Genomic DNA, 22,187 nt, shown 5'->3' with positions numbered 1-22,187 from the left:
GGCGATCATGCCACTGCCTCCGGACGGAGTCATGCCACCTGACTGGTCGTCACTTCCTGGCGCCGTCGACGTCGCCGACGCCCGCGGCGGTGCCGGCCGGGTCGGCGCCGGCCGCCGTGCCCGCGATGTCCGCCACGTCCTGGGCGCCGAGCACCGCCCCGGTCGACTTCTTGCCGCGCCGCAGCCGGCCCTCCAGCCAGCTCGCGAACGAGGTCAGCGAGAAGTTGACGATCACGAAGATGACGCCCACGACGGCCAGGGAGGCGATGGTGTTGCCGTAGTAGCCGGCCATCGTGTTGGCCGAGGCCAGCAGCTCCGGGAAGGTGAGCACCGCACCGCCGAGCGCGGTGTCCTTCACGATGACCACCAGCTGGCTGACGATCGCCGGGAGCATCGTGGTGACCGCCTGCGGCAGCAGGACGAGCCGCATCACCTGGTTCTTGCGCAGACCGATGGCCATGGCCGCCTCGGACTGGCCCTTCGGCAGGGCGAGGATGCCCGCGCGGACGATCTCGGCGAGCACCGACGCGTTGTACAGCACCAGACCGGTGACGACCGCGTAGAACGGACGGTCGTCCGAGCTGACGTCGGTGTACTGGGCGAAGAGCGCGAGCCCGAAGATCATCAGGACCAGCACCGGGATGGCGCGGAAGAACTCGACCACGACCGCGGCCGGGACCCGCACCCACACGTGGTCCGAGAGCCGCGCTATGCCGAGGACGGCACCCAGCGGAAGCGCGATGACCATGGCCAGCGCCGCTGCCTTAAGGGTGTTCCGCAGACCGGGCCAGATGTACGTCGAGTACGCCTCGGTGCCGCTGAAGAAGGGCTTCCACAGGGCCCAGGCCAGCTGGTCCTTGTCGTCGAGCGCCTTGTACACCCACCAGACGAGGGCCGCGAGGACCACCAGGAAGACGGCCGTGTACAGGACGTTGCGCCGCTTGGCGCGGGGTCCCTGGGCGTCGTACAGAACGGAGGTCATCGCTTCACCGCCATCTTCTTGCCCACCCAGCCGAGGATCAGCCCGGTCGGCAGGGTCAGGCACACGAACCCGAAGGCGATGACTGCCGAGATCACCAGCAGTTCCGCCTCGTTCTCGATCATTTCCTTCATCAGGAAGGCGGCTTCCGCCACACCGATCGCGGCGGCCACCGTCGTGTTCTTCGTCAGCGCGATCAGCACGTTGGTCAGCGGGCCGATGGCCGCGCGGAACGCCTGCGGCAGCACGATCAGGCCGAGCACCTGGGTGAAGCTCAGACCGATGGCACGCGCGGCCTCGGCCTGGCCGACCGGCACGGTGTTGATGCCGGAGCGGATCGCCTCGCAGACGAAGGCCGAGGTGTAGAGGATCAGACCGAGCACGGCCAGCCGGAAGCCCCGGACCTGGAAGTCGTCCGCACCGAGCGTGACACCCAGCGTGTTGCTGAGGCCGAGCGAGGAGAACAGGATGATCACCGTGAGCGGGATGTTCCGCACGATGTTCACGTAGGCGGTGCCGAAGCCGCGCATCAGCGGCACCGGGCCCACCCGCATACCGGCCAGCAGGGTGCCCCAGACCAGGGAGCCGACGGCCGACAGCAACGTGAGCTGCACGGTCGTCCAGAAGGCGCCCAGTACGTCGTAACGTCCAAGAAAGTCGAACACGATCTCCCGCGCTTCCGCGTGTAGGGATGCCCCGGTGCGCCGCCGTCAGGGGCGGCGCACCGGCGGGCATTGCCTCAGCTCTTGATGTCGCCGATCTTCGGGGCGGGCTCGTTCTTGTAGTTCGCCGGGCCGAAGTTCTTCTTCACGGCAGCATCCCAGGAACCGTCGGAGACCATGTCCTCGAGCGCCTTGTTGATCTTGGCCTTGAGGTCGCTGCCCTTCTTGACGCCGATGCCGTAGTTCTCGTTGGTCATCTTGAAGCCGCCCAGCTTGAACTTGCCCTTGAACTGGGACTGGGAGGCGTAACCGGCGAGGATCGAGTCGTCCGTGGTCAGGGCGTCGATGGCCCCGCTCTGCAGACCGGACAGGCACGCCGAGTAGGTCGGGTACGTCTGGAGGTTCGCCTTCGGGGCCAGCGTCTTCTTGACGTTCTGCGCCGAGGTGGAGCCGGCCACCGAACACAGCTTCTTGTTGTTCAGGTCCGCCGGCGACTTGATGGTGTTCTCGTCCGCGCGCAGCAGCACGTCCTGGTGGGCCAGCAGGTACGGGCCGGCGAAGTCGACCTTCTGCTGACGCTCCGGCGTGATCGAGTAGGAGGCGGCGATGAACTGGACGTCACCGCGCTGCAGCATGGTCTCGCGGTCCGCGCTCTTCGACTCCTTCCACTCGATCTGGTCCGCGCCGTAACCGAGCTTCTTGGCGACATAGGTGGCCACGTCGACGTCGAAGCCCGAGTAGCCCTGCGGGGTCTTCTGGCCGATGCCCGGCTGGTCGAACTTGATGCCGACGGTGATCTTCTTGCCGCCGCCGGAGGAGCCGTTGTCGTCCTTCTTGTCGTCGCCGCCGCAGGCGGTGGCGGTCACGGAGAGGGCGAGGAGGACGGCCGAGGCGGCGGTGACCTTGCGGAGCTTCATGGTGAACATCCTTCTGGGTGGTGAGGAACGAGTCCCTGCGGCAGGGGTGACGCGGACCGGGGCGGCCGTAGGGCGGGAGCGGCCGGCCGGAGCGCCGGCCGGGCGGTGCGGGCGGCCCGGCGGTGCCGTCAGTGGTGCAGGATCTTGGACAGGAAGTCCTTGGCCCGGTCGCTGCGCGGGTTGCTGAAGAACTGGTCGGGCGTGGCCTGTTCGACGATCCGGCCGTCCGCCATGAAGACCACCCGGTTCGCGGCCGATCGCGCGAAGCCCATCTCGTGGGTGACCACGATCATCGTCATGCCCTCGCGCGCGAGCTGCTGCATGACCTCCAGGACCTCGTTGATCATCTCGGGGTCGAGGGCGGACGTCGGCTCGTCGAACAGCATGACCTTCGGGTCCATGGCCAGCGCCCGCGCGATCGCCACCCGCTGCTGCTGGCCGCCGGAGAGCTGGGCGGGGTACTTGTCGGCCTGCGTGCCCACGCCGACCCGGTCGAGCAGGGCCCGGGCCTTCTCCTCGGCCTGCTTCTTGTCGGCCTTGCGGACCTTGAGCTGACCCAGCATCACGTTCTCGAGCACGGTCTTGTGCGCGAAGAGGTTGAACGACTGGAACACCATGCCCACGTCCGCCCGCAGCCGCGCCAGCTCGCGGCCCTCGTGCGGCAGGGGCCTGCCGTCGATCGTGATCGTGCCCGAGTCGATCGTCTCCAGGCGGTTGATGGTGCGGCACAGGGTCGACTTCCCGGACCCGGAGGGCCCGATGACCACGACGACCTCACCGCGGGCGATCGTCAGGTCGATGTCCTGGAGCACGTGCAACGCGCCGAAGTGCTTGTTGACGCTCCTCAGGACGACCAGTTCGTCGGACGTGACCACATCTTCCTTGGCCACCGATACATTGGTCATCGCTCTCAGGCTCCGTCCTCCTCGGGTATCCGAGGACAGTAGTGAGGCGCTGTGACCTGCGTCATCACATCTGAGGGAGATCTGAGCATCACGATCCGATAGCAATCGGACACATGTCGTAGCACTTGTCGCCGGTGCGCGTATCGGCCGGATAACGGAAGCGACGGGCAACCGGAAGCCTCTTGACGCCGTCCTTGTCCATCAGCGTCACTGCCATGGTGCACGCGCGGCTGCGCGTGATCTACGCGCGCGACGCGAACCGAGACCGTACGACCGCTGAACCGGAGGGGGCCGGGATGAGACTGCTCCTCGTCGAGGACGACAACCACGTCGCCGCGGCGCTGTCCGCCGTTCTCGCGAAGCACGGATTCCAGGTCACCCACGCGCGCAGCGGCGAGGAAGCACTCCGGGCGCTCGTCCCCGAGGCCGACGGATTCGGTGTCGTCCTGCTCGACCTCGGCCTGCCCGACCAGGACGGCTACGAGGTCTGCGGCAAGATCCGCAAGCGCACCGGCACCCCGGTGATCATGGTGACCGCGCGCTCCGACGTCCGCTCCCGCATCCACGGGCTCAACCTGGGCGCCGACGACTACGTCGTGAAGCCGTACGACACCGGGGAACTGCTCGCCCGGATCCACGCCGTCAGCCGGCGCACCGCCCACGAGGACCCGGCGACCGGTGGCGAGGGCGCGCTGCTCCTCGGCCCGGTCCGGATCGAACTGCCCACCCGTCAGGTCAGCGTGGACGGTTCGGTCGTCCAGCTGACCCGCAAGGAGTTCGACCTGCTCGCCCTGCTCGCCCAGCGGCCCGGCGTGGTCTTCCGGCGCGAACAGATCATCAGCGAGGTCTGGCGCACCAGCTGGGAGGGGACCGGCCGCACCCTGGAGGTGCACGTCGCCTCCCTGCGCTCCAAGCTGCGGATGCCCGCGCTGATCGAGACCGTACGCGGCGTCGGCTACCGGCTCGTCGCCCCGGCCGCCTAGCGGGGACGGGTGCGCACACGCCTCCTGCCGCTGCTCATCGTCCTGCTGGCGGCCGTCCTGCTCGCGCTCGGCATCCCGCTCGCCGGCAGCGTGGCCGCCGCGCAGCAGCAGCGGGTCGTCGTCGACCGGATAGACGACACCGCACGCTTCGCGGCGCTCGCCCAGTTCGTCACCGACGGGCCCAGCGGACCCCACCGCACCGCCAGGGACGAGCGCGGGGAGACCCTGCGCAGCGAACTGGAGAGCTACTACGGGGTCTACGGCATCCGCGCCGGTGTCTTCTACCGCAACGGCTCCGCCATGGCCAACGCCCCCGGCGACTGGTTCGTACCGCGGACGGGTGAGGTCCGCAGGGCGTTCGACGAGGCGCTGCTCAGCCGGCGCAGCCACGACCCGCGGCAGGTGTGGCCCTGGCAGCGCGGTTGGCTCGTCGTCGCCTCACCGGTGATCCGGGACGGGGACGTCGTCGCGGTCGTGGTCACCGACTCGCCGACCGGACAGCTGCGTTCGCGGATCCTGCGCGGCTGGCTGTTCATCGGGGCCGGCGAGATCGCGGCCATGCTGCTCGCCGTCGGCGCCGCGCTGCGGCTGACCGGGTGGGTGCTCCGGCCGGTCCGGGTCCTGGACGCCACGACCCACGACATCGCCACCGGGCGCCTGAAGTCCCGGGTCGCGGTCGCCGGCGGGCCGCCGGAACTCAGACGGCTGGCCCGCTCGTTCAACGAGATGGCGGACAACGTCCAGGCCGTGCTGGAGCAGCAGCGCGCCTTCGTCGCGGACGCCTCGCACCAGCTGCGCAACCCGCTCGCGGCGCTGCTGCTGCGCATCGAGCTGCTCGCCCTCGAACTGCCCGAGGGCAACGAGGAGATCGCCTCGGTCCGCACCGAGGGCAAGCGCCTCGCGCAGGTCCTGGACGACCTGCTCGACCTGGCGCTGGCCGAGCACGCCGAGGCCGACCTCGTGCTGACCGACATCGGCGCCCTGGCCGAGGAGCGGGTGGCCGCCTGGGCACCGGCCGCCCGGACCAAGGGCGTCCGGCTGACCGGCGACTGCCCGCCCACCACCGGCTGGGCCGACCCGATCGCCCTGTCCAGCGCCCTGGACGCGGTGATCGACAACGCGGTGAAGTTCACCCCCGAGGAGGGCACGGTCGAGGTCACCGTCGCCGCCGACGGCGACACCAGCACCGTCGTCGTCACGGACACCGGCCCCGGACTCACCGACGAGGAACTCGCGCGCGTGGGCGACCGTTTCTGGCGCAGCGGCCGGCACCAGAACGTGAAGGGCTCGGGCCTCGGGCTGTCCATCACCCGCGCGCTGCTCGGAGCGGGCGGCGGCTCGATCGACTACGCCCACCACGAGCCGCGGGGGCTGCGGGTGACGGTCCGTGTGCCCCGGCACGCGGAGACCGGGCCGGACGCGGCGGACACCGTCTCCTAGGCTCCGCCGAGCCGGTGCCGGCTCCGGGATTGACGTGGCCGGCTCCCTTCGGCCGTCGCTTCGCCAGGAGGCCCTTACGGTTTGACCGACCGGTAGTACCGCCGGGCGCCCTCCTGCAAGGGCAGTGGGTCGGTGTAGATGGCGGTGCGCAGATCGACGAGCTGGGCGGAGTGGACATGGGCGCCGATGCCGTCCCGGCTCTTGATCACCGTACGGGTCACCCACTCGGTCAGCCGGGGGTCCACGTCCGTGCGGGTCATCAGCAGGTTGGACACGGCGATCGTCGGAACCTGCACCCCCTGCTGCAGGTTGGGGTACGCCGACTCGGGGATGTTGGTGGTCCGGTAGTACCGCGCGCCCTCGCCCTGGCCGTGCAGCCGCGTGACGAGGCCGTCGTCGATCGGCAGGAACCGGAACCCGCCCTGCCGTGCCAGCGCGGCCAGCCCCTTCGTGGGCAGGCCCCCGGACCAGAAGAAGGCGTCGATCTTCCCGTCCCGCAGCCGCGCGGGCCCGGTGTCGATGCCGTCCGCGACCGGCGTGATGTCCTTGCGCGGGTCGATGCCGGCGGCCCGCAGCACCCGCTCGGCTATCAGCCGCACACCGGAATCGGGCAGTCCGGTCGCCACCCGCTTGTGCCGCAGGTCGGCGATGCTCCGGACGTCCGAGTCGCGGGGCACGATGAGGTGCACGTAGTCGTCGTAGAGCCGGGCCACCCCGCGCAGCCGGCCGGCGCCGCTGCCGTGCCCCAGCTCGTACGCCGCCACCGCGTCGGCCGCCGCGATGGTGAAGTCGGCCTTGCCGGTCGCCACCCGCTGGACGTTCTCCTGGGACCCGGCGCTGGTGAGCAGCTTCACCTTCAGGCCCGGCATGTCCCTGCCCAGCTCGGTGCGCAGCCGCTCGCCGTACTCCTGGTAGACGCCGCGGGACGTACCGGTGCTGAACACGATCGTCCCGCTCGGCGGCTTCTCGCCCAAGGGCAGCAGCCACCACAGCAGCAGCGCGAGGGCGACGGCACCGACGGCCGCTCCCTGCAACGCTCGGCGCCTGCCGAGCCGGGGGAACACCTTGGACATGCGGCGATCCTGCCAGGCGACGCGCGCCACTGACCAGGGCCGGGGGCCACTCCGGCGCCCACGGGCGGATGCGGCCGGGTCCGCGCGGGCCGAAGGGCGTTGTCAGTGGCCGCCGTTACAGTCGCCGTATGACCACTTCGCCCGCCGACCGCACGAGCACGTCACCGGCCGGCCTCGTCCGTGAGTTCCACCGCGCCTTCGGTCTCGACGCCCGCAGCACGCCGACGGAGGTGGACCCCGAGCTGGCCGCCCACCGCGGTGAACTGCTCGCCGAGGAGGCCGCGGAGGCCGCCGAGGTCGCGGTGGAGGGACCACTGGACCGGCTCGCGCACGAGCTGGCCGACGTGGTGTACGTGGCCTACGGCACCGCCCTGGTGCACGGCATCGACCTCGACGAGGTGATCGCCGAGATCCACCGCGCCAACATGAGCAAGAGGGGCCCGGACGGGACGGTCGCCCGCCGGGCCGACGGCAAGGTGCTCAAGGGGGAGCACTACCGGGCGCCGGACGTGTCGGCCGTACTGCGCCGCCAGGGCTGGATACCGGGCGGCGCGGCCTGACCGCGCTGCGGACTCAACGCCCCGTCAGGCCCGTGCCGCCGAGACGGGTCAGCAGGTCCGCGAGACGGGCGATGTCCGCCGCGGGCCACGCCGGGCCGGCGAAGACCTCGGCGGCGGTCTCCTCCGCCGTGGTCCGCATCTCCGCCAGCCGGCGCCGGCCCGTCGCGGTCAGCGCCGCGTACGCCACGCGCGCGTCCCGGGCGTCCGTCTCCCGGGTGACCAGGCCGATCCGCTCCAGCGGAGCGAGCCCCCGCGTCACGCCCGAGGCGGTCAGCCCCAGGGCCTCGGCGAGGTCCACCCGGCGCATCCGGCCGCCGGGCGCCTGCTCCAGCCGCAGCAGCAGGGTGAAGTCGGCCAGGCTGACGCCGTGCAGGCCGCCGAGCCGGGCGTCGAAGCGTCGCACGAGCGCCGACTGGGCCCGTACCAGGCGCAGCGCCGCGTCCAGACCCTCACCCATGACCCGCTCCTTCCCGCGTCCCTTGCGCTGTCCTTGAGTACTCAAGTTCAAGGCGGACGTCACAGGCCGCTCGTACGGACGGCGCGGCGCTGCCGCGCGCCCAGGGGCGCCTGCGAGAGGTCCTCCGCGGACGACCGCAGCTGCTTGTAGCCGTACCCGCGCGCCGCCAGCCAGGACTTCGCCGCCTCCTCGGCCCGCTCGGTCGCCTCCAGAACGTCCTCCTCCTTCTCTCCCGTCGCGGAGAAGCGGAAGACGAAGGCGGGCCGGGCGGCGATGTCGTAGGTGAGGGTGCCCTCGGGGGTGAAGGCGGCGCGCAGGACGTCGTGTTCGGCGGCGTCGGCGAGCAGGGCGGCGCGCTGGTCGTCGGTGAGGGCGTCGAAGGCGCCGCGGACGGTGATGCGGAAAGTCCGTGTAGTCATCCCGCGACCCTAGGCACAGCGCGGGTGACTCCTCCACCGGGTTTCCCGGTCCGGGCGCCCCCCGGGGTGCTGTTGTCCCGTCGGTGCGGGCGATGACGGGACGGGGCGGAATCCCCTTGAGGGGAAGGCGGCGGACAGGCGGGAACGGGAGGCGCCGAACGCGTCGAGCGCCTCCCGCGAGGTCACCGGTGAGGTGACCGCTTGAGCCCCGGGCCGGCCCTGGCCGGGCCCGCGGCCGGTTCCGGGGCCGGGCGGTCAGCCGGTGTAGCCGGCGAAGACCCGCGTGTAGTCCCAGGCGTTCTGGCTGACGCCGGAGCAGCTGTCGGCGGGCCCGCCGGTGCAGGGGCGGTCCCGGTTGGCGGACCAGAAGGTCAGCCGGGCCAGGTGGTGCTGCTGGGCGTAGCCGAGGATGGTGCGGAAATCGGCCACCGTGACGGTCTCGTTCTGGTCGGTGATGCCGTTCATGGACGAGATGCCCATGTCCCGGTAGGCCTGGTCGTCGCTGTAGTGGTAGGCGTTCTTCAGAGCGTTCTTCAGACCCTCGGCCGCCTGCACGGTCAGGTTGCCCATGTTCTGGCCCGCGCCGCCGAAGTCGAACGGCATGATGGCCCAGGCGTCGGCGGTCAGCCCGGAGGCGGCGGCCCGGTTGATGAGGCTGGTGTCGGGACCGCTCTGCCCGGTTCCGATGGTGATGTACACCTTCAGGCCGGGGTTGTTGGCCTTCACGGTCTTCAGCGCGTCGACCGTGCGCTGCTGGACGGTGCCGTTGCTGTAGGCGTCGGCCTCCAGGTCGATGTCGATCGCCTTCAGGCCGTAGGCGTTGATGACCTTCTGGTAGGCGGCGGCGAGCTCGCCGGCGCTGGAGCAGGAACTCTCCAGCTTGTTGCCGCTGTAGCCGCCGAAGGACGGGATGACGTCACCGCCGTCCGCCCGCACGGTGTTGACCGTCTGCTGGTCCACTCCGCCGGTCAGCGGACGGCTGCCGTCCCACTGGGGGTTGCAGTAGCCGTTGCTCAGCACGAAGGCGAGCGTGAACCACTTGACGCCCGTGGCCTGGGTGATGGTGGTCGGGCTGGGCGGGCTGCCCCAGCCGTTGTACAGGTACGGGGCCACCGCCATCGGCGCCGAGGGGGTGCTGCCGCCGTCGGCCGCGGGCGCGTTCCACTTCTGGTTGGCGGCGCCGGTACAGCTCCAGATCTGTGTCCGGGTGCCGTTGGCGGAGTTGTTGTCGGTGACGTCCAGGCACTTGTCGGCCTGCGGGTTGACGATGTCGTGGGCGGCGGTGACGGTCCACTTCTGGTTGGCGCCGCCGGTACAGGTCCACAACTGCGCCTTGGCGCCGTCGGCGGTGGAGTTGCCGGTGACGTCGAGGCACTTGCCGAGGGCGCGGAGGGTGCCGTCGCTGCCGACCGTCCACTGCTGGGCGTTGGTGCCGTTGCAGTCGTAGAGCTGTACGGCGGTGCCGTCGGCGGAGCTCGCCCCGGCGACGTCGAGGCACTTGCCGGCCAGGCCGGTGATCGTGCCGGTGGCGGCCTGCGCGGGGGAGGCGGCGAGCAGCCCGGTGGACAGGGTGAGAGCGGCGACCGCCAGCGCGGCGGAAGCGGACGGGGGGAAGGACCTGGTTCTGGGCATGGTGGGGGCGCCCTTTCCTGGGGTGTGGGGTGGTCGCCCGGCGAAAACTAGAGGTACAGACCACTTCCGTCAAGGTATGAAGTAAGAAGTGAGGGAAGGCAGTTGCCGTGCCGCCGGGGACGCCCGGCGGCAGACCGGGCGCTGGCCGGAAGTCGCCCCGGCCGCGACGGCGGGTCCTAAGCTCGGTCGCGCTCGACGATCTCGGTGTTGCTCGGCGATCACGGTGAAGGGGCCTGAACTGCGGTGGAGGACAAGCGCGTTGTCATCGTGACCGGCGCGGGCTCGGGCATCGGCCGGGCGACGGCCCGGCTGCTGGCCGAGGCGGGTCACCAGGTCGTCGTCTCCGGGCGCCGGACCGAACCCCTGGAGCAGCTCGCGCGGGAGACGGGGGCGCTGGCGCACCCGTCCGACGTCGGGGACCCCGACGCCGTCGAGGGGCTGGTCCAGGCGGCCCTCGCCGCGTACGGACGGCTCGACGGGCTGGTGCTGAACGCGGGCATCGGGCGCGGCGGAGCCGTGGGCGACATGTCGCTGCGGGACTGGGACGAGGTGATGCGCACCAACGTGACCGGTCCGCTCCTCCTGCTGCGCGCCTCGATCCCGCACCTGCTGGCGTCCCGGGGAGCGGTGGTCGCCGTCGCGTCGGTGTCCGCGCTGCGCAACGGCACGAGCAACGCGCCGTACGCCACCTCCAAGGCCGCCCTGCTCCAGCTGTGCCGTTCCGTCGCCGTCGACTACGGCCGCCAGGGGGTGCGGGCCAACATCGTGTGTCCCGGCTGGGTGCGCACCGAGATGGCCGACCGGCGCATGGCGCGCTTCGCCGCAGAGGCGGAACTGCCGGGTGACGGGGTCGAGGCGGCCTACGCGGAGGCCACGAGGCCGCTGCCGCAAGGGCGCCCGGGTGAGCCGCGCGAGGTGGCGGAGGCGATCGGCTGGCTGCTGTCCCCGGCGGCGTCGTACGTCAACGGCGCGGTGCTCACCGTGGACGGCGGCGCGACCGCCCTCGATCCGGGAACGCTCGCGTTCGACTACCGGATCACGCCCCGCGGCGGCGAGAACGACGCCGGGGCTGCCCGCTGAGCGGGCTCCAGCACGACGGGGTTTGTCGCTGCTGGGCGTCTTTCGGCGGGCTGTGGAGGCGTCGGTGCTGCCGGGCCGGTATGTCGGCGGGGCCGAGGGGCCTCGGCGCAGTCGGGCCGGCCTTCAGCAGGGCGGCCTGGCCCCGACGCCGCTCCGGCGTTCAGCATGGCCGGCCACGCTCCCGGCGGCCGGCCCGGCTTCAGCGCCGCTGGGCCGGCGGGGTCCGGTCGGGGCAGGGGAGCGCGCCGGTCATCGCGGGCCACATCCGGGCGATGCCGAGCAGTGTCCCGGTACTGCCGTGCGTCACCCCCGGCAGGGGCTGGGGATCGGCCGGTGGCACGCCCGCGAGGACGGCCCGCCGGGCCTGGTCCACGGCACCGGCGAGCGCGGCGGACGCCAGACGGTCGTCCGGTACCCCCGCCCGCCGGGCGTACCGGTACGCGCTCTCGTAGGCGTCCGGCCGCACGTACTGCTGGAGTGTCAGAAGGGCGTCGTACGTCTCGATGGTCTGCCGGTGTGCCTGCAGGGCTGGTGGGAGGCGCGGCCACAGCACCTCCTGGAGCCGGGACCGCCGCGGCCTGGCGAGGGCCACGTCGGGCACCGCCGTCACCAGGTCGCGCCACAGCGGCCACAGCCGCCAGACCGTCCGCAGCGCGCCGGCCGACCGGACGACGGCGCTCGCGCTGGGGACCAGCAGGGACGCCGCCCGCAGGAAGCCGTGCACACTCATGATCACGGTCAGGTAGGGGAGCAGGCGCGGGGCACGGTCGTAGAGGTGCCAGAGGTAGCCGGACCAGAAGGCGAGGGCGAGCACGCTGCCCGCCGCGAACAGACGCAGCGACCACACCAGATCGCGCTCGGCCGTCCGCAGGCTGTACCGCCAGCAGACCACGAGGGCGACGGCGTCACCGGCGAGATGGGCGGCGATGAGGATCAGCCAGTAGGCGGACGCGCCGGACGCGGGCCCCTGGGCGGACGCCGTCCCCCTTCCGACGTGCAGCAGGTCCAGGAGGAGCAACGAGACGAGGGCCGCCGTCATCCCCACCGCCACGTGGCGGCGCAGCCGCGGAGGACCGCTGGAGTCGACCACGAAGAGCAGGACCAGCCCCGCGCTGAGCACGCCGATCAGATTGCGGACGAGGGACACCGTGTGGACGTCGAGGCCGGCCGACGTGAGCGGGCCGACGATCCGGGGCTGGAAGAGGGTGATCGCGATGGTCGCCGCCAGCACGGTGAGCCAGAGTCCCCGCTGCTGGGAGTGGCGCAGTGCCGGCCGGGCCCGCCAGACGAGGGCGGACCACAGGGCGAGGACGCCGGCGAGTCCGGCCCTGGCCGCCAGCTCATCCACCGGCGTCGGCCGTCACCCCGAGGAACGCGCCGAGCCGGCCCACGGGCCCGGCGGCCCGGCCCGCGGTCCCGGCGCTCTGGATCAGGGTGGCGATCATCTCGGCTTCCTGTTCCTCGGTGTTCGTGTAGCTGGTCCTGGCCCTGAACCGGGTGACGCCATGCGGCTGGAGCCCGACCAGGAGGTCACCGGCCGGCTGCTCGCCGTCGTCCGTGAGGCTCCGGTGGTGGTCGCACAGCACGTGGCCGATCTCGTGGAGGATGATGTGCTCCCGGTGCAGCGGGGCGGTCCGGGCCTCGTAGAAGACGTAGTCGGCCTTGTCGGTGGCCATCCAGAGGCCGCAGGCCCCGGCGGCCGCCACCTCCTCGGGCAGCTCCCTCAGCACGAGGGGACGGCCCCGGAGTTCTTCCACCCGCTCGCGGACCGCGTCCAGGGACAGCGACCGGGGCACCCCGAGATCGCGCAGGATCGCGGTGCACCGGCGCCGTAGCGCGGTGTACTCGCCCGTTCTCCTCACCTGCCGTGTCACCCCGTTCGGGCGAGAAAGCACTTCCCTCACCAGCGGACAAACTGTGGCTCACACCTAAGCAGGTCGCGCGCCCTCTTGCACACGCCTGCCCGGAAAATCGGTCGCCCTTTGGCCTGAACCTTCTGCCGCGCCCGGCGGGTTCCCGGGCAGGCGGCCCCGCACACATGGGGTTTCTCCGGGACCGGCGCCGCGGGGACTCGGTGCGGACAGCCCGCCGGACCCCCGCGGGACCGGGCCCGGGACCGCCGGGCGGCAGGGCCGCCGTCGCCCCCTCCGGGACCGCCTACCCTTGACGCATGACCAGCAGCAGCGACCGGAGCCCGGCAGTGGACGTTCAAGGATCCAAGAGTTACGAAATCCGCACCTACGGGTGCCAGATGAACGTCCACGATTCCGAGCGATTGGCCGGGCTGCTCGAAGACGCCGGGTACGTGCGCGCCCCCGAGGGCTCGGACGGTGACGCCGACGTCGTCGTGTTCAACACCTGCGCGGTCCGGGAGAACGCCGACAACCGGCTCTACGGCAACCTCGGCCGGCTCGCGCCGAAGAAGGCCTCCCGCCCCGGCATGCAGATCGCGGTCGGCGGCTGTCTGGCGCAGAAGGACCGGGACACCATCGTGAAGAAGGCGCCCTGGGTGGACGTCGTCTTCGGCACGCACAACATCGGCAAGCTGCCCGTCCTGCTGGAGCGCGCCCGGGTCCAGGAGGAGGCGCAGGTCGAGATCGCCGAGTCCCTGGAGGCCTTCCCCTCCACGCTGCCGACCCGCCGCGAGAGCGCCTACGCGGCCTGGGTGTCGATCTCCGTCGGCTGCAACAACACGTGCACCTTCTGTATCGTCCCGGCCCTGCGCGGCAAGGAGAAGGACCGCCGCCCCGGCGACATCCTCGCCGAGATCGAGGCCCTGGTCGGCGAGGGCGTCTCCGAGATCACCCTGCTCGGCCAGAACGTCAACGCCTACGGCTCCGACATCGGCGACCGTGAGGCCTTCAGCAAGCTGTTGCGCGCCTGCGGGACCATCGAGGGCCTGGAGCGGGTCCGCTTCACCTCCCCCCACCCGCGCGACTTCACCGACGACGTCATCGCCGCCATGGCCGAGACGCCGAACGTGATGCCGCAGCTGCACATGCCGCTCCAGTCCGGCTCGGACACCGTCCTGAAGGCGATGCGCCGCTCGTACCGTCAGGACCGCTACCTGGGGATCATCGAGAAGGTGCGAGCGGCCATCCCGCACGCCGCGATCACCACCGACATCATCGTGGGCTTCCCCGGCGAGACCGAGGAGGACTTCGAGCAGACGCTGCACGTCGTCCGCGAGGCCCGCTTCGCGCAGGCCTTCACCTTCCAGTACTCCAAGCGCCCCGGCACGCCCGCCGCGACCATGGAGGGCCAGATCCCCAAGGAGGTCGTCCAGGCGCGCTACGAGCGGCTGGTCGCCCTCCAGGAAGAGATCTCCTGGGAGGAGAACAAGAAGCAGGTCGGCCGCACGCTGGAGCTGATGGTCGCGGAGGGCGAGGGCCGCAAGGACGGCGCCACCCACCGTCTCTCCGGCCGCGCCCCCGACAACCGCCTCGTCCACTTCACCAAGCCGGACCAGGAGGTGCGCCCCGGCGACGTCGTCACCGTCGAGGTCACGTACGCCGCCCCGCACCACCTCCTCGCCGAGGGCCCCGTCCTCGGGGTGCGCCGCACGCGCGCCGGGGACGCCTGGGAGAAGCGCACCGCCGCGGCGGCCGCCAAGCCGGCGGGCGTCATGCTCGGCCTGCCGAAGATCGGCGTCCCGGCGCCGATGCCGGCGGCCACGGCGAGCGCCTGCGGCTGCGACTGAGGTCCTGGCACACTGCGGGACGGGAGGGAGCGGCACGCTCCCGGCACACCGCGCGGGGCGGGAAGGAGCACCACGTGTTGCCGTACGGCGTCGAGTTCACCGAGCGGGCCGCCCGCGTGCGCGACAGCCTGCCCGCCGACCGGCGGGACGTGCTGGAGCGCGGACTGGCCATCCTGGTGTCCGACCCACGGCACAAGCTCTCCCACCCCGTCGGGGGTGACGAGGCGACGCGGGAGATCGCGCTCTCCCGCAACCTCTTCGTCGAGTACGTGATCAGCGACGGCAAGCTCGTGGTGCTGGTCCTGACGGTGATCGACCTGACGGACGTGCTGATCGAGGAGTGACACGCGCTCTCCGCTCGCGGGGTTACGCTGCCGATCATGCTTGTCGCCGCTGCAGCCTGCCCCTGCCCGCCCCTGCTCGTGCCCGAGGTCGCCGCGGGTGCCGCACCAGAACTGGACACCGCCCGCACCGCCTGCACGGACGCGCTCGGCGTGCTCGCCGCCGCCCGCCCCGACCTGCTGGTGGTCCTCGGCACCGCCGAGGAGGGCGGGCGCGGCCCGTTCCCGCAGGGCGCCCCGGGTACCTTCCGCGGTTTCGGGGTCGATCTGGACGTGCGCCTGGGGCCCGCCGGACACCCCGCCCCGGAGCGTCGCCTGCCGGTCTCCCTGGCCGTCGGCGCCTGGCTGCTGGAGCGGACCGGCTGGTCCGATGCCCCGATCGAGGGACTCGGTGTCGCGGACACGCTGGAGCCGGAGCGGTGCGCCGGGACCGGACGGGAGCTGGCCGGCCGGGCCGGACGGGTGGCCCTGCTGGTGATGGGGGACGGCAGCGCCTGCCGCTCGCTCAAGGCGCCGGGCTACCTGGACGAGCGGGCGGCACCCTTCGACGCGGAGGCCGCCCGGGCGCTCGGCGCGGCGGACCTGGCCGCCCTGCGCGCACTGGACCCGGCCCTGGCGCACGAACTGAAGGCCGCGGGCCGCGCCCCCTGGCAGATCCTGGCAGGCGCGGCCGAGGACGCGGACCTCACCGGGGCACTGCTGTACGAGGACGCGCCGTACGGCGTGGGGTACATGGTCGCGACCTGGTCCTGAGCTCGGGCCGAGGACCGGATCGCCGTACGCGCGCGTTAGGGAAGGCCGGCGCCCTCAAGAGGACAGCGCGCGCCCGGGGTGCCCCGCGGATCACGGGGCGCCCCGGGCGCGCGGTCACTCAGGACGACCGCCGGCTCGTCAGGAAGCCGGTGGCGGGCCCTCCGGGTGGGCCGGACGGGTCGGGGGCATGGTGTCGTGGGGCGCCGCCTCGGGGCCGCCCTTGTGCGCGAGGCGGTCCATCGCCTCCTTGGCCTTGCCCGTGCCCGCGTGGATCTTGTCGCTGTACTTGCCCTTGGTCCGTTCGTCGACGGCCTTCGCGGCCTTGTCGATCCCGTGCTGGACCTTGTCCCCGTGCTGCCGCGCGAGGTCCGACACCTTGTCCTTGGCCGGGCCCAGCTTGGCCTTCATGTTGTCCATCAGACCCATGGTCCACCTTCCCTCGCGGGACAATCACCTGTGGGCGCTGTCGCCGGCCTCGCTGTCGACGGCCCCGCCCGCGGACTGCTGCCAGGGGATCCCGGCGCCCTCGGACGCGTCGTCCGTGCCGGAGTCCCGGCGCGCGGTCCCGTCCTCCTGCTCGTCACCGGACGCGTCCTTCGCCTCCGCCGGCCCGGTTCCCGTCGCCTCGGCCGCCTCCGCCTGCTCCGCCTCGGCCCCTTCCGGCTCCGTGCCGGCGCCCGCCGCCGTGGCCGACGCCTCCGGAGCCGCCTTCGATCGGCCGAGAAGCCGTGCAAACACGCCCATGTCCACTCCATACGGTACTCGTGCGGGCGAATTCCCGCGTCACCCGGTGCGTAAGGTTGCGCCGCCCGGGTCACCGCCCCCAGCAGCCCGGCGGGCGGCACCTCGCACGGGCAACGACCCGGGACGTACGCCGTCACGTAACTCGTTCGAGACCTCACCGGGAGGTTTGCGAGACTGGTGCGGTGAGCAGTGCACCCCCCGCCCCCCGCGTCATCGCCGTCGTCGGTCCCACCGCGGCCGGAAAGTCCGATCTCGGCGTCTTCCTGGCCCAGCGGCTCGGCGGCGAGATCGTCAACGCCGACTCCATGCAGCTGTACCGAGGGATGGACATCGGTACCGCCAAGCTGACGCCCGAGGAACGCGGAGGCGTCCCGCACCACCTGCTGGACATCTGGGAGGTGACGGTCACCGCGTCGGTCGCCGAGTACCAGAGACTGGCCCGCGCGCGGATCGACGCACTGCTCGCCGAGGGCCGCTGGCCCATCCTGGTCGGCGGCTCCGGTCTGTACGTCCGTGGCGCCGTCGACAATCTGGAGTTCCCCGGCACCGACCCGGAGGTCCGGGCCCGCCTGGAGGAGGAGCTGGCGCTGCGCGGTTCGGGCGCGTTGCACGCCCGGCTGGCCGCCGCCGACCCGGAGGCCGCCCGCGCGATCCTGCCCGGCAACGGCCGCCGTATCGTCCGCGCCCTGGAAGTGATCGAGATCACCGGGCAGCCCTTCACGGCCAACCTGCCCGGTCACGACTCCGTCTACGACACCGTCCAGATCGGTGTCGACGTGGCTCGTCCGGAACTGGACGACCGCATCGCGCGGCGCGTCGACCGCATGTGGGAGGCGGGCCTCGTGGCGGAGGTGCGCGCACTGGAGGCGCAGGGCCTGCGCGAGGGGCGCACGGCGTCGCGCGCGCTCGGCTACCAGCAGGTGCTGGCGGCACTCGCCGGGGAGTGCACCGAAGCGGAAGCGCGGGCCGAGACCGTCCGTGCCACCAAGCGCTTCGCGCGCCGCCAGGATTCATGGTTCAGGCGCGATCCCCGGGTGCACTGGTTGAGTGGGGCCGCGGCGGACCGCCGGGAACTTCCGCAGCAGGCCCTGGCGTTGGTCGAACGACCGGTCACAGCCTGATCACGTCATGGCATCGGGATGCGCCGCCGGTCATCGCGGCCTCGGGCGCCGTGCCATCATCGAGCTTCGATCGACCAAGTGGAGCCTAGTTGGGAGGGCGCGTGGCGATGGAGGCCGGCCCTCGCGACACCGCACGAAGTGCCGAGCACGTCACCACAGAGAGTGACGAACCGGGCCGGAGCGGCCCCGACCCCGGTGAGGACCGTCCACGGGTGAACGGGCTTGCCGACGGACGGGCGTGCGACGGCGGCCTGCTCGACGCCGCCGCCTCCGACGACGGCCTCGGCGAGGGCTACCTGCGCGAGGACCACCTGACGGAGATCACCCTCTCCGACGACCGGCTTTCCGGGGCCGGTGGTCTCTCCGGCGACCGCCTGCCCGAGGACCCCCTGGCCGACGACGGGCCCGACGACACCGTGGGCGGGGTGACCGCCGACGGGCCGGCGCCCGAGGAGATGTACCCGGGCGGACCGGAGGTCGAGGTCGAGCTGCGCCCGCAGCGCCGGCTGCGCATCTGGCAGCTCGCCCCCATCGTGGGTCTGGCCGCCGTCGGCTCTCTGATGTTCGCCTTCCCGCTCGCCTTCGACTTCGGCGACAGCGGCGCGGTCATCGCCATGCTCGGGCTGCTGATCTGCTCCTGCGCGGCGGGCTGGGGCATGATGGCCGCCCGCCGGGTGGGCTACACCTGGCCCGGCCTGCCCCCGCGCGGCTCCGGCCACCGCCCCGACTGGCGGGTCGTGCTCGGGTACGTGCTCCTGGTGGTCGTGGTCGTCGTGCTCGCGGTGTGGCGGGTGGCGCGCCTGCGCTAGGGCCCGCGGGTGAAGCCGGGGCTGCCCGAAAGACCCCGCGGGTGAAGCCGGGCCCGCCCGAACGGGCGCTGTCGTACCCACCCCGTACGATCGAGGGATGAGCACACGGATCGCCTTCCTCAAGGGTCACGGCACCGAGAACGACTTTGTGATCGTCCCGGACCCCGAGAACGCCATCGAGCTGTCCCCGGCCGCCGTCGCCGCCCTGTGCGACCGCCGGGCGGGCCTCGGCGGCGACGGTGTGCTGCACGTCGTACGGTCCGCTGCTCACGCGGAGGCGCGGGGCATGGCCGCCGAGGCCGAGTGGTTCATGGACTACCGCAACGGCGACGGCTCGGTCGCCGAGATGTGCGGCAACGGCGTCCGTGTGTTCGCGCGCTACCTCCAGCACGCCGGACACGTCGCCGAAGGCGACCTCACCATCGCCACGCGCGCGGGCGTGAAGACCGTCCACATCGCGAAGGACGGCGACATCACCGTCGGCATGGGCCGCGCCCGCCTCCCCGAGGGAGACGTCACGGTCACCGTCGGTGAGCGCAGCTGGCCCGCGCGCAACGTGAACATGGGCAACCCGCACGCGGTGGCCTTCGTGGCCGACCTGGCGCACGCCGGCGACCTGTACACCGCGCCGCCGGTCAGCCCGGCGGCCGCCTACCCGGACGGCGTGAACGTCGAGTTCGTCGTCGACCGCGGCCCCCGCCACGTCGCCATGCGCGTGCACGAGCGCGGCTCCGGCGAGACCCGCTCGTGCGGCACGGGCGCGTGCGCCGTCGCCGTGGCCACCGCCCGGCGGGACGGCACCGACCCGGCCGTCACCGGCACCCCGGCGACGTACACCGTCGACGTGCCCGGGGGCCGCCTCGCCATCACCGAGCGGCCGGACGGCGAGATCGAGATGACCGGTCCCGCCGTGATCGTGGCCGAGGGCGAGATCGACGCCGAGTGGCTGGCTCACGCGTTCGGCTGACCCGCGACCCTAAACCTCGATTCCATCGCTCGAAAGGGTGATCCGTTTCACGCTCGGCGAGAGGCGGTCTGTCGCACGTGGTGGGCTCGGTAGCATCAAGCACCGGCACGGACGGGGGAACGTCGCCATCCCTGAGCCGCGTACGCCCTGGGGCCCCGTCCGCCGGTCCACGAGCCGGAGGTGCCCATGAGTGCGGAGGCCACGAATCCTGCGACCGCTGGCCCGGTAGCGCCCACAGCGCCACAAGCGCTCACAGCGTCCGTGGCGCCCGCGGCGGCGCGCAGGAAGTCCCGGCCCCGGATCGATCTGCGCCGACTGGGCCGGGCCGCGCTGCTCGGCCCCGCGGTCCGCGGCAAACTGCCCGACGCGATCAGCCATGTCGTGGAGGCGCACCGCGCCCACCATCCCGACGCCGACCTCGAACCCCTGCGCCGCGCCTACGTCCTGGCGGAGTCCTCGCACCGCGGCCAGATGCGCAAGAGCGGTGAGCCGTACATCACGCACCCGCTCGCCGTCACCCTGATCCTGGCCGAACTCGGTGCCGAGACCACCACGTTGACCGCGTCCCTGCTCCACGACACGGTCGAGGACACCGAGGTGACGCTGGATCAGGTGCGGGAACAGTTCGGGGAGGAGGTGCGTTACCTGGTCGACGGCGTCACGAAACTGGAGAAGGTCGACTACGGAGCCGCCGCCGAGCCGGAGACCTTCCGCAAGATGCTCGTCGCCACCGGCAACGACGTGCGCGTGATGTCGATCAAACTCGCCGACCGCCTGCACAACATGCGCACCCTCGGCGTGATGCGTCCCGAGAAGCAGGAGCGGATCGCCAAGGTCACCCGTGACGTCCTCATCCCGCTCGCCGAACGCCTCGGCGTACAGGCCCTGAAGACCGAGCTGGAGGACCTGGTCTTCGCCATCCTCCACCCCGGGGAGTACGAGCACACCAGAGAACTCATCGCGGAGAACGCCGCCCGCCCCGGCGACCCCCTCGCCGAGGTCGCCGACGAGGTGCGCGGGGTGCTGCGCGAGTCCGGCATCCCGGCCGAAGTCCTCATCCGTCCCCGGCACTTCGTCTCCGTCCACCGCGTGGCCCGCAAACGCGGACGGCTGCGCGGCGCCGACTTCGGCCGCCTGCTGGTGCTGGTGAACGAGGACGCGGACTGTTACGGCGTCCTCGGCGAACTCCACACGTGCATGACGCCGGTGGTGTCGGAGTTCAAGGACTTCATCGCCGTACCGAAGTTCAACCTCTACCAGTCCCTGCACACCGCCGTCGCCCGCCCAGACGGCCAGATGGTCGAAGTCCTCATCCGCACCCACCAGATGCACAAGGTGGCGGAGGCCGGTGTGGTGGCCCTCGGCAACCCGTACGCACCCGCCGCCGACCCTTCCGCGTCCGGCACTCCCGCGTCCGGCACCGCCCCGGCCGGCGCCCCGTCTTCGGGTGCCTCGTCTTCCGGCGTCCCGTCCTTTGGTGCCTCGGCCGACGGTGAGCGCGCCGATCCCACCCGCCCCGGCTGGCTCTCCCGCCTCCTCGACTGGCAGCGGGCCGCCCCCGACCCCGACACCTTCTGGTCCACCCTGCGCGAGGACCTCGCCCAGGACCGCGAGATCACCGTCTTCCGCCCCGACGGCGGCACGCTCGGCCTGCCCGAGGGCGCCACCTGCGTGGACGCCGCCTACGCGCAGTACGGCGAGGACGCGCACGCCTGCATCGGCGCCCGCGTCAACGGCCGGCTGGCCACCCTCAGCACGGTCCTGCGCGACGGTGACACGGTGCAGCTGCTGATGGGCCAGGACCCGGCCTCCGAACCCTCCCGCGAGTGGCTGGAGCACGCGCACACCCCGGCCGCCCGCATCGCCATCCAGCGCTGGCTGGCGACCCACCCCGCCGGCGGCACCGACCCGGCGGAGCCGGCCGGTCCGGGCGAGCCGGGCAGCACCCGCGCCGAGACCGCCCCCGAACCGGGCACGGCGCCGGCCCGGGCGGGGGAGACGTCTTCGACCGGCCCCGCAGCCACCACCGGCCGCCCAGACCCCTCCGCGGCCCACCGCGCCGAGCCGTCCGGCACCCGCGCCGCGGAACCCTCCGCCCGCCGCCCCGCAGCGGCTCCGGGGACCGCGCCGGCGCGCCCCGGCGACGGTGCCCCCGCCCCGCGCTTGCGGCGCGCCGACGTCCTCGTGGACCGGCCCGGTGCCGCGGCACGGCTCGCCGGGTGCTGCACACCCGTACCGCCGGACGAGATCACCGGGTTCGCGGTGCGCGGGGGAGTGGTGACCGTGCACCGCGTGGAGTGTGCGGCGGTGGCGCACATGAAGAGCCGGGGGCGCGCGGAGATCGGCGTGCGCTGGGGGGACACCGCCGAGTGCCGGGTCACCCTGGTCGCTGAATCGTTCGGCCGCCCCCATCTCCTCGCCGACCTCACCGAGGCGATCGCCTCGCAGGGCGTCGAGATCGTCTCCGCCACCGTCGAACCCCCCACCCAGCAGCAGGTGCGCCACACCTACACCCTCGAGTTGCCCGACGCGGCCCACCTGCCGGCCCTGATGCGCGCCATGCGGGACGTACCGGGGGTGTACGACGTGCGGAGGGCCCAGCACCAGCCGCGGGCGTCCTGACGACGGCGTCGGGCGCACCCGTT

The 22,187-nt window shown here is 72.4% G+C and carries 23 protein-coding genes; 11 read left to right on the top strand and 12 right to left on the bottom strand.

Features of this window, described 5'->3' with window-relative positions:
* Nucleotides 1–49 precede the first annotated feature (49 nt).
* From AB0947_RS02365 to AB0947_RS02350, 4 genes are all read right to left on the bottom strand, one after another.
* On the bottom strand, nucleotides 50–982 hold the full coding sequence (locus tag AB0947_RS02365; RefSeq protein WP_366748401.1) for an amino acid ABC transporter permease: 933 nt from the start codon (nucleotides 980–982) through the stop codon (nucleotides 50–52).
* Complete coding sequence (locus tag AB0947_RS02360) at nucleotides 979–1,644, bottom strand: amino acid ABC transporter permease (RefSeq protein WP_366748400.1); 666 nt, start codon at nucleotides 1,642–1,644, stop codon at nucleotides 979–981. The genes AB0947_RS02365 and AB0947_RS02360 overlap by 4 nt, the downstream gene beginning before the upstream one ends.
* A gap of 74 nt (nucleotides 1,645–1,718) precedes the next feature.
* Nucleotides 1,719–2,558 (bottom strand): glutamate ABC transporter substrate-binding protein, encoded by an 840-nt coding sequence (locus AB0947_RS02355; RefSeq protein WP_366748399.1) that lies wholly within the window; start codon nucleotides 2,556–2,558, stop codon nucleotides 1,719–1,721.
* Between the two features lie 128 nt (nucleotides 2,559–2,686).
* Nucleotides 2,687–3,463 (bottom strand): amino acid ABC transporter ATP-binding protein, encoded by a 777-nt coding sequence (locus AB0947_RS02350; protein ID WP_366748398.1) that lies wholly within the window; start codon nucleotides 3,461–3,463, stop codon nucleotides 2,687–2,689.
* Nucleotides 3,464–3,759: 296 nt separating this feature from the next.
* On the opposite strand from AB0947_RS02350, the gene AB0947_RS02345 reads away from it, so the two are divergent.
* A complete protein-coding gene (locus AB0947_RS02345; RefSeq protein WP_366748438.1) occupies nucleotides 3,760–4,446 on the top strand; it encodes a response regulator transcription factor in 687 nt (228 codons plus the stop codon).
* A gap of 9 nt (nucleotides 4,447–4,455) precedes the next feature.
* On the top strand, nucleotides 4,456–5,886 hold the full coding sequence (locus AB0947_RS02340) for a HAMP domain-containing sensor histidine kinase (RefSeq protein ID WP_366748397.1): 1,431 nt from the start codon (nucleotides 4,456–4,458) through the stop codon (nucleotides 5,884–5,886).
* A 74-nt stretch (nucleotides 5,887–5,960) separates the two neighbouring features.
* Here the strand turns inward: AB0947_RS02340 and AB0947_RS02335 are convergent, their stop codons facing one another.
* Nucleotides 5,961–6,959: a TAXI family TRAP transporter solute-binding subunit gene (locus AB0947_RS02335; RefSeq protein ID WP_366748396.1), complete on the bottom strand. Its 999-nt coding sequence runs from the start codon at nucleotides 6,957–6,959 to the stop codon at nucleotides 5,961–5,963.
* A gap of 128 nt (nucleotides 6,960–7,087) precedes the next feature.
* Between AB0947_RS02335 and AB0947_RS02330 the strand changes: the two genes are divergently transcribed.
* Complete coding sequence (locus tag AB0947_RS02330) at nucleotides 7,088–7,519, top strand: MazG nucleotide pyrophosphohydrolase domain-containing protein (protein WP_366748395.1); 432 nt, start codon at nucleotides 7,088–7,090, stop codon at nucleotides 7,517–7,519.
* A 13-nt stretch (nucleotides 7,520–7,532) separates the two neighbouring features.
* Here the strand turns inward: AB0947_RS02330 and AB0947_RS02325 are convergent, their stop codons facing one another.
* The 3 genes from AB0947_RS02325 to AB0947_RS02315 all read right to left on the bottom strand — a co-directional run bounded on the left by AB0947_RS02325 (nucleotide 7,533) and on the right by AB0947_RS02315 (nucleotide 10,027).
* Entirely contained in the window at nucleotides 7,533–7,976 is a 444-nt protein-coding gene (locus AB0947_RS02325; RefSeq protein WP_366748394.1) for a MarR family transcriptional regulator, read from the bottom strand.
* A gap of 59 nt (nucleotides 7,977–8,035) precedes the next feature.
* Complete coding sequence (locus AB0947_RS02320) at nucleotides 8,036–8,395, bottom strand: DUF6204 family protein (RefSeq protein WP_366748393.1); 360 nt, start codon at nucleotides 8,393–8,395, stop codon at nucleotides 8,036–8,038.
* Between the two features lie 255 nt (nucleotides 8,396–8,650).
* A complete protein-coding gene (locus AB0947_RS02315; protein WP_366748392.1) occupies nucleotides 8,651–10,027 on the bottom strand; it encodes a lectin in 1,377 nt (458 codons plus the stop codon).
* A 243-nt stretch (nucleotides 10,028–10,270) separates the two neighbouring features.
* On the opposite strand from AB0947_RS02315, the gene AB0947_RS02310 reads away from it, so the two are divergent.
* Entirely contained in the window at nucleotides 10,271–11,107 is an 837-nt protein-coding gene (locus tag AB0947_RS02310) for an SDR family oxidoreductase (RefSeq protein ID WP_366748391.1), read from the top strand.
* Between the two features lie 199 nt (nucleotides 11,108–11,306).
* Here AB0947_RS02310 and AB0947_RS02305 read toward each other — a convergent pair whose 3' ends face one another.
* Both AB0947_RS02305 and AB0947_RS02300 read right to left on the bottom strand, forming a co-directional pair.
* On the bottom strand, nucleotides 11,307–12,455 hold the full coding sequence (locus AB0947_RS02305) for an MAB_1171c family putative transporter (RefSeq protein WP_366748390.1): 1,149 nt from the start codon (nucleotides 12,453–12,455) through the stop codon (nucleotides 11,307–11,309).
* Nucleotides 12,448–12,969 (bottom strand): regulator component, encoded by a 522-nt coding sequence (locus AB0947_RS02300; protein WP_366748389.1) that lies wholly within the window; start codon nucleotides 12,967–12,969, stop codon nucleotides 12,448–12,450. Before AB0947_RS02300 ends, AB0947_RS02305 begins: the two co-directional genes overlap by 8 nt.
* Nucleotides 12,970–13,277: 308 nt before the next feature.
* On the opposite strand from AB0947_RS02300, the gene miaB reads away from it, so the two are divergent.
* The 3 genes from miaB to AB0947_RS02285 all read left to right on the top strand — a co-directional run bounded on the left by miaB (nucleotide 13,278) and on the right by AB0947_RS02285 (nucleotide 15,901).
* Entirely contained in the window at nucleotides 13,278–14,807 is a 1,530-nt protein-coding gene (gene miaB, locus AB0947_RS02295) for a tRNA (N6-isopentenyl adenosine(37)-C2)-methylthiotransferase MiaB (RefSeq protein WP_366748388.1), read from the top strand.
* A 74-nt stretch (nucleotides 14,808–14,881) separates the two neighbouring features.
* Complete coding sequence (locus tag AB0947_RS02290; RefSeq protein WP_366748387.1) at nucleotides 14,882–15,151, top strand: hypothetical protein; 270 nt, start codon at nucleotides 14,882–14,884, stop codon at nucleotides 15,149–15,151.
* 36 nt (nucleotides 15,152–15,187) lie between these two features.
* The gene (locus AB0947_RS02285; protein WP_366748386.1) at nucleotides 15,188–15,901 is read left to right on the top strand and encodes a class III extradiol dioxygenase subunit B-like domain-containing protein; all 714 of its coding nucleotides are present in this window, start codon (nucleotides 15,188–15,190) and stop codon (nucleotides 15,899–15,901) included.
* A 138-nt stretch (nucleotides 15,902–16,039) separates the two neighbouring features.
* On the opposite strand, the gene AB0947_RS02280 is transcribed toward AB0947_RS02285, so the two are convergent.
* Together AB0947_RS02280 and AB0947_RS02275 are read right to left on the bottom strand one after the other, a co-directional pair.
* Nucleotides 16,040–16,327 carry an antitoxin gene (locus tag AB0947_RS02280; RefSeq protein WP_366748385.1) on the bottom strand — a complete coding sequence of 96 codons (288 nt, stop codon included), beginning with the start codon at nucleotides 16,325–16,327 and terminating at the stop codon, nucleotides 16,040–16,042.
* 24 nt (nucleotides 16,328–16,351) lie between these two features.
* Nucleotides 16,352–16,645, bottom strand: a complete 294-nt coding sequence (locus tag AB0947_RS02275) for a hypothetical protein (protein ID WP_366748384.1) — start codon at nucleotides 16,643–16,645, stop codon at nucleotides 16,352–16,354.
* A 182-nt stretch (nucleotides 16,646–16,827) separates the two neighbouring features.
* On the opposite strand from AB0947_RS02275, the gene miaA reads away from it, so the two are divergent.
* The 4 genes from miaA (at nucleotide 16,828) to AB0947_RS02255 (ending at nucleotide 22,164) form a co-directional block, all read left to right on the top strand.
* Nucleotides 16,828–17,766, top strand: a complete 939-nt coding sequence (gene miaA, locus AB0947_RS02270) for a tRNA (adenosine(37)-N6)-dimethylallyltransferase MiaA (protein WP_366748383.1) — start codon at nucleotides 16,828–16,830, stop codon at nucleotides 17,764–17,766.
* A 374-nt stretch (nucleotides 17,767–18,140) separates the two neighbouring features.
* A complete protein-coding gene (locus AB0947_RS02265; RefSeq protein ID WP_366748437.1) occupies nucleotides 18,141–18,575 on the top strand; it encodes a hypothetical protein in 435 nt (144 codons plus the stop codon).
* Nucleotides 18,576–18,672: 97 nt separating this feature from the next.
* The gene (gene dapF / locus AB0947_RS02260; RefSeq protein WP_366748382.1) at nucleotides 18,673–19,542 is read left to right on the top strand and encodes a diaminopimelate epimerase; all 870 of its coding nucleotides are present in this window, start codon (nucleotides 18,673–18,675) and stop codon (nucleotides 19,540–19,542) included.
* A gap of 186 nt (nucleotides 19,543–19,728) precedes the next feature.
* Nucleotides 19,729–22,164 (top strand): HD domain-containing protein, encoded by a 2,436-nt coding sequence (locus AB0947_RS02255; RefSeq protein WP_366748381.1) that lies wholly within the window; start codon nucleotides 19,729–19,731, stop codon nucleotides 22,162–22,164.
* Nucleotides 22,165–22,187 lie beyond the last annotated feature (23 nt).

Origin of the sequence: Streptomyces sp. NPDC047841, assembly GCF_040704085.1 — a bacterium.
GTDB classification, from domain to species: Bacteria; Actinomycetota; Actinomycetes; order Streptomycetales; family Streptomycetaceae; genus Streptomyces; species Streptomyces argyrophylli.
This window is presented reverse-complemented; position numbering and strand designations above follow the sequence as displayed.

Excerpts from the sequence above, each read along its gene's own strand:
- AB0947_RS02355 (WP_366748399.1), bottom strand. The coding sequence starts at position 2,558 with ATGAAGCTCCGCAAGGTCACCGCCGCCTCGGCCGTCCTCCTCGCCCTC.
- AB0947_RS02255 (WP_366748381.1), top strand. The coding sequence starts at position 19,729 with ATGAGTGCGGAGGCCACGAATCCTGCGACCGCTGGCCCGGTAGCGCCC.
- AB0947_RS02280 (WP_366748385.1), bottom strand. The coding sequence starts at position 16,327 with ATGGGTCTGATGGACAACATGAAGGCCAAGCTGGGCCCGGCCAAGGAC.
- dapF (WP_366748382.1), top strand. The coding sequence starts at position 18,673 with ATGAGCACACGGATCGCCTTCCTCAAGGGTCACGGCACCGAGAACGAC.
- AB0947_RS02335 (WP_366748396.1), bottom strand. The coding sequence starts at position 6,959 with ATGTCCAAGGTGTTCCCCCGGCTCGGCAGGCGCCGAGCGTTGCAGGGA.
- AB0947_RS02315 (WP_366748392.1), bottom strand. The coding sequence starts at position 10,027 with ATGCCCAGAACCAGGTCCTTCCCCCCGTCCGCTTCCGCCGCGCTGGCG.
- miaB (WP_366748388.1), top strand. The coding sequence starts at position 13,278 with ATGACCAGCAGCAGCGACCGGAGCCCGGCAGTGGACGTTCAAGGATCC.
- AB0947_RS02285 (WP_366748386.1), top strand. The coding sequence starts at position 15,188 with ATGCTTGTCGCCGCTGCAGCCTGCCCCTGCCCGCCCCTGCTCGTGCCC.
- AB0947_RS02365 (WP_366748401.1), bottom strand. The coding sequence starts at position 982 with ATGACCTCCGTTCTGTACGACGCCCAGGGACCCCGCGCCAAGCGGCGC.
- AB0947_RS02330 (WP_366748395.1), top strand. The coding sequence starts at position 7,088 with ATGACCACTTCGCCCGCCGACCGCACGAGCACGTCACCGGCCGGCCTC.
- AB0947_RS02350 (WP_366748398.1), bottom strand. The coding sequence starts at position 3,463 with ATGACCAATGTATCGGTGGCCAAGGAAGATGTGGTCACGTCCGACGAA.
- AB0947_RS02325 (WP_366748394.1), bottom strand. The coding sequence starts at position 7,976 with ATGGGTGAGGGTCTGGACGCGGCGCTGCGCCTGGTACGGGCCCAGTCG.
- AB0947_RS02320 (WP_366748393.1), bottom strand. The coding sequence starts at position 8,395 with ATGACTACACGGACTTTCCGCATCACCGTCCGCGGCGCCTTCGACGCC.
- AB0947_RS02275 (WP_366748384.1), bottom strand. The coding sequence starts at position 16,645 with ATGGGCGTGTTTGCACGGCTTCTCGGCCGATCGAAGGCGGCTCCGGAG.
- AB0947_RS02345 (WP_366748438.1), top strand. The coding sequence starts at position 3,760 with ATGAGACTGCTCCTCGTCGAGGACGACAACCACGTCGCCGCGGCGCTG.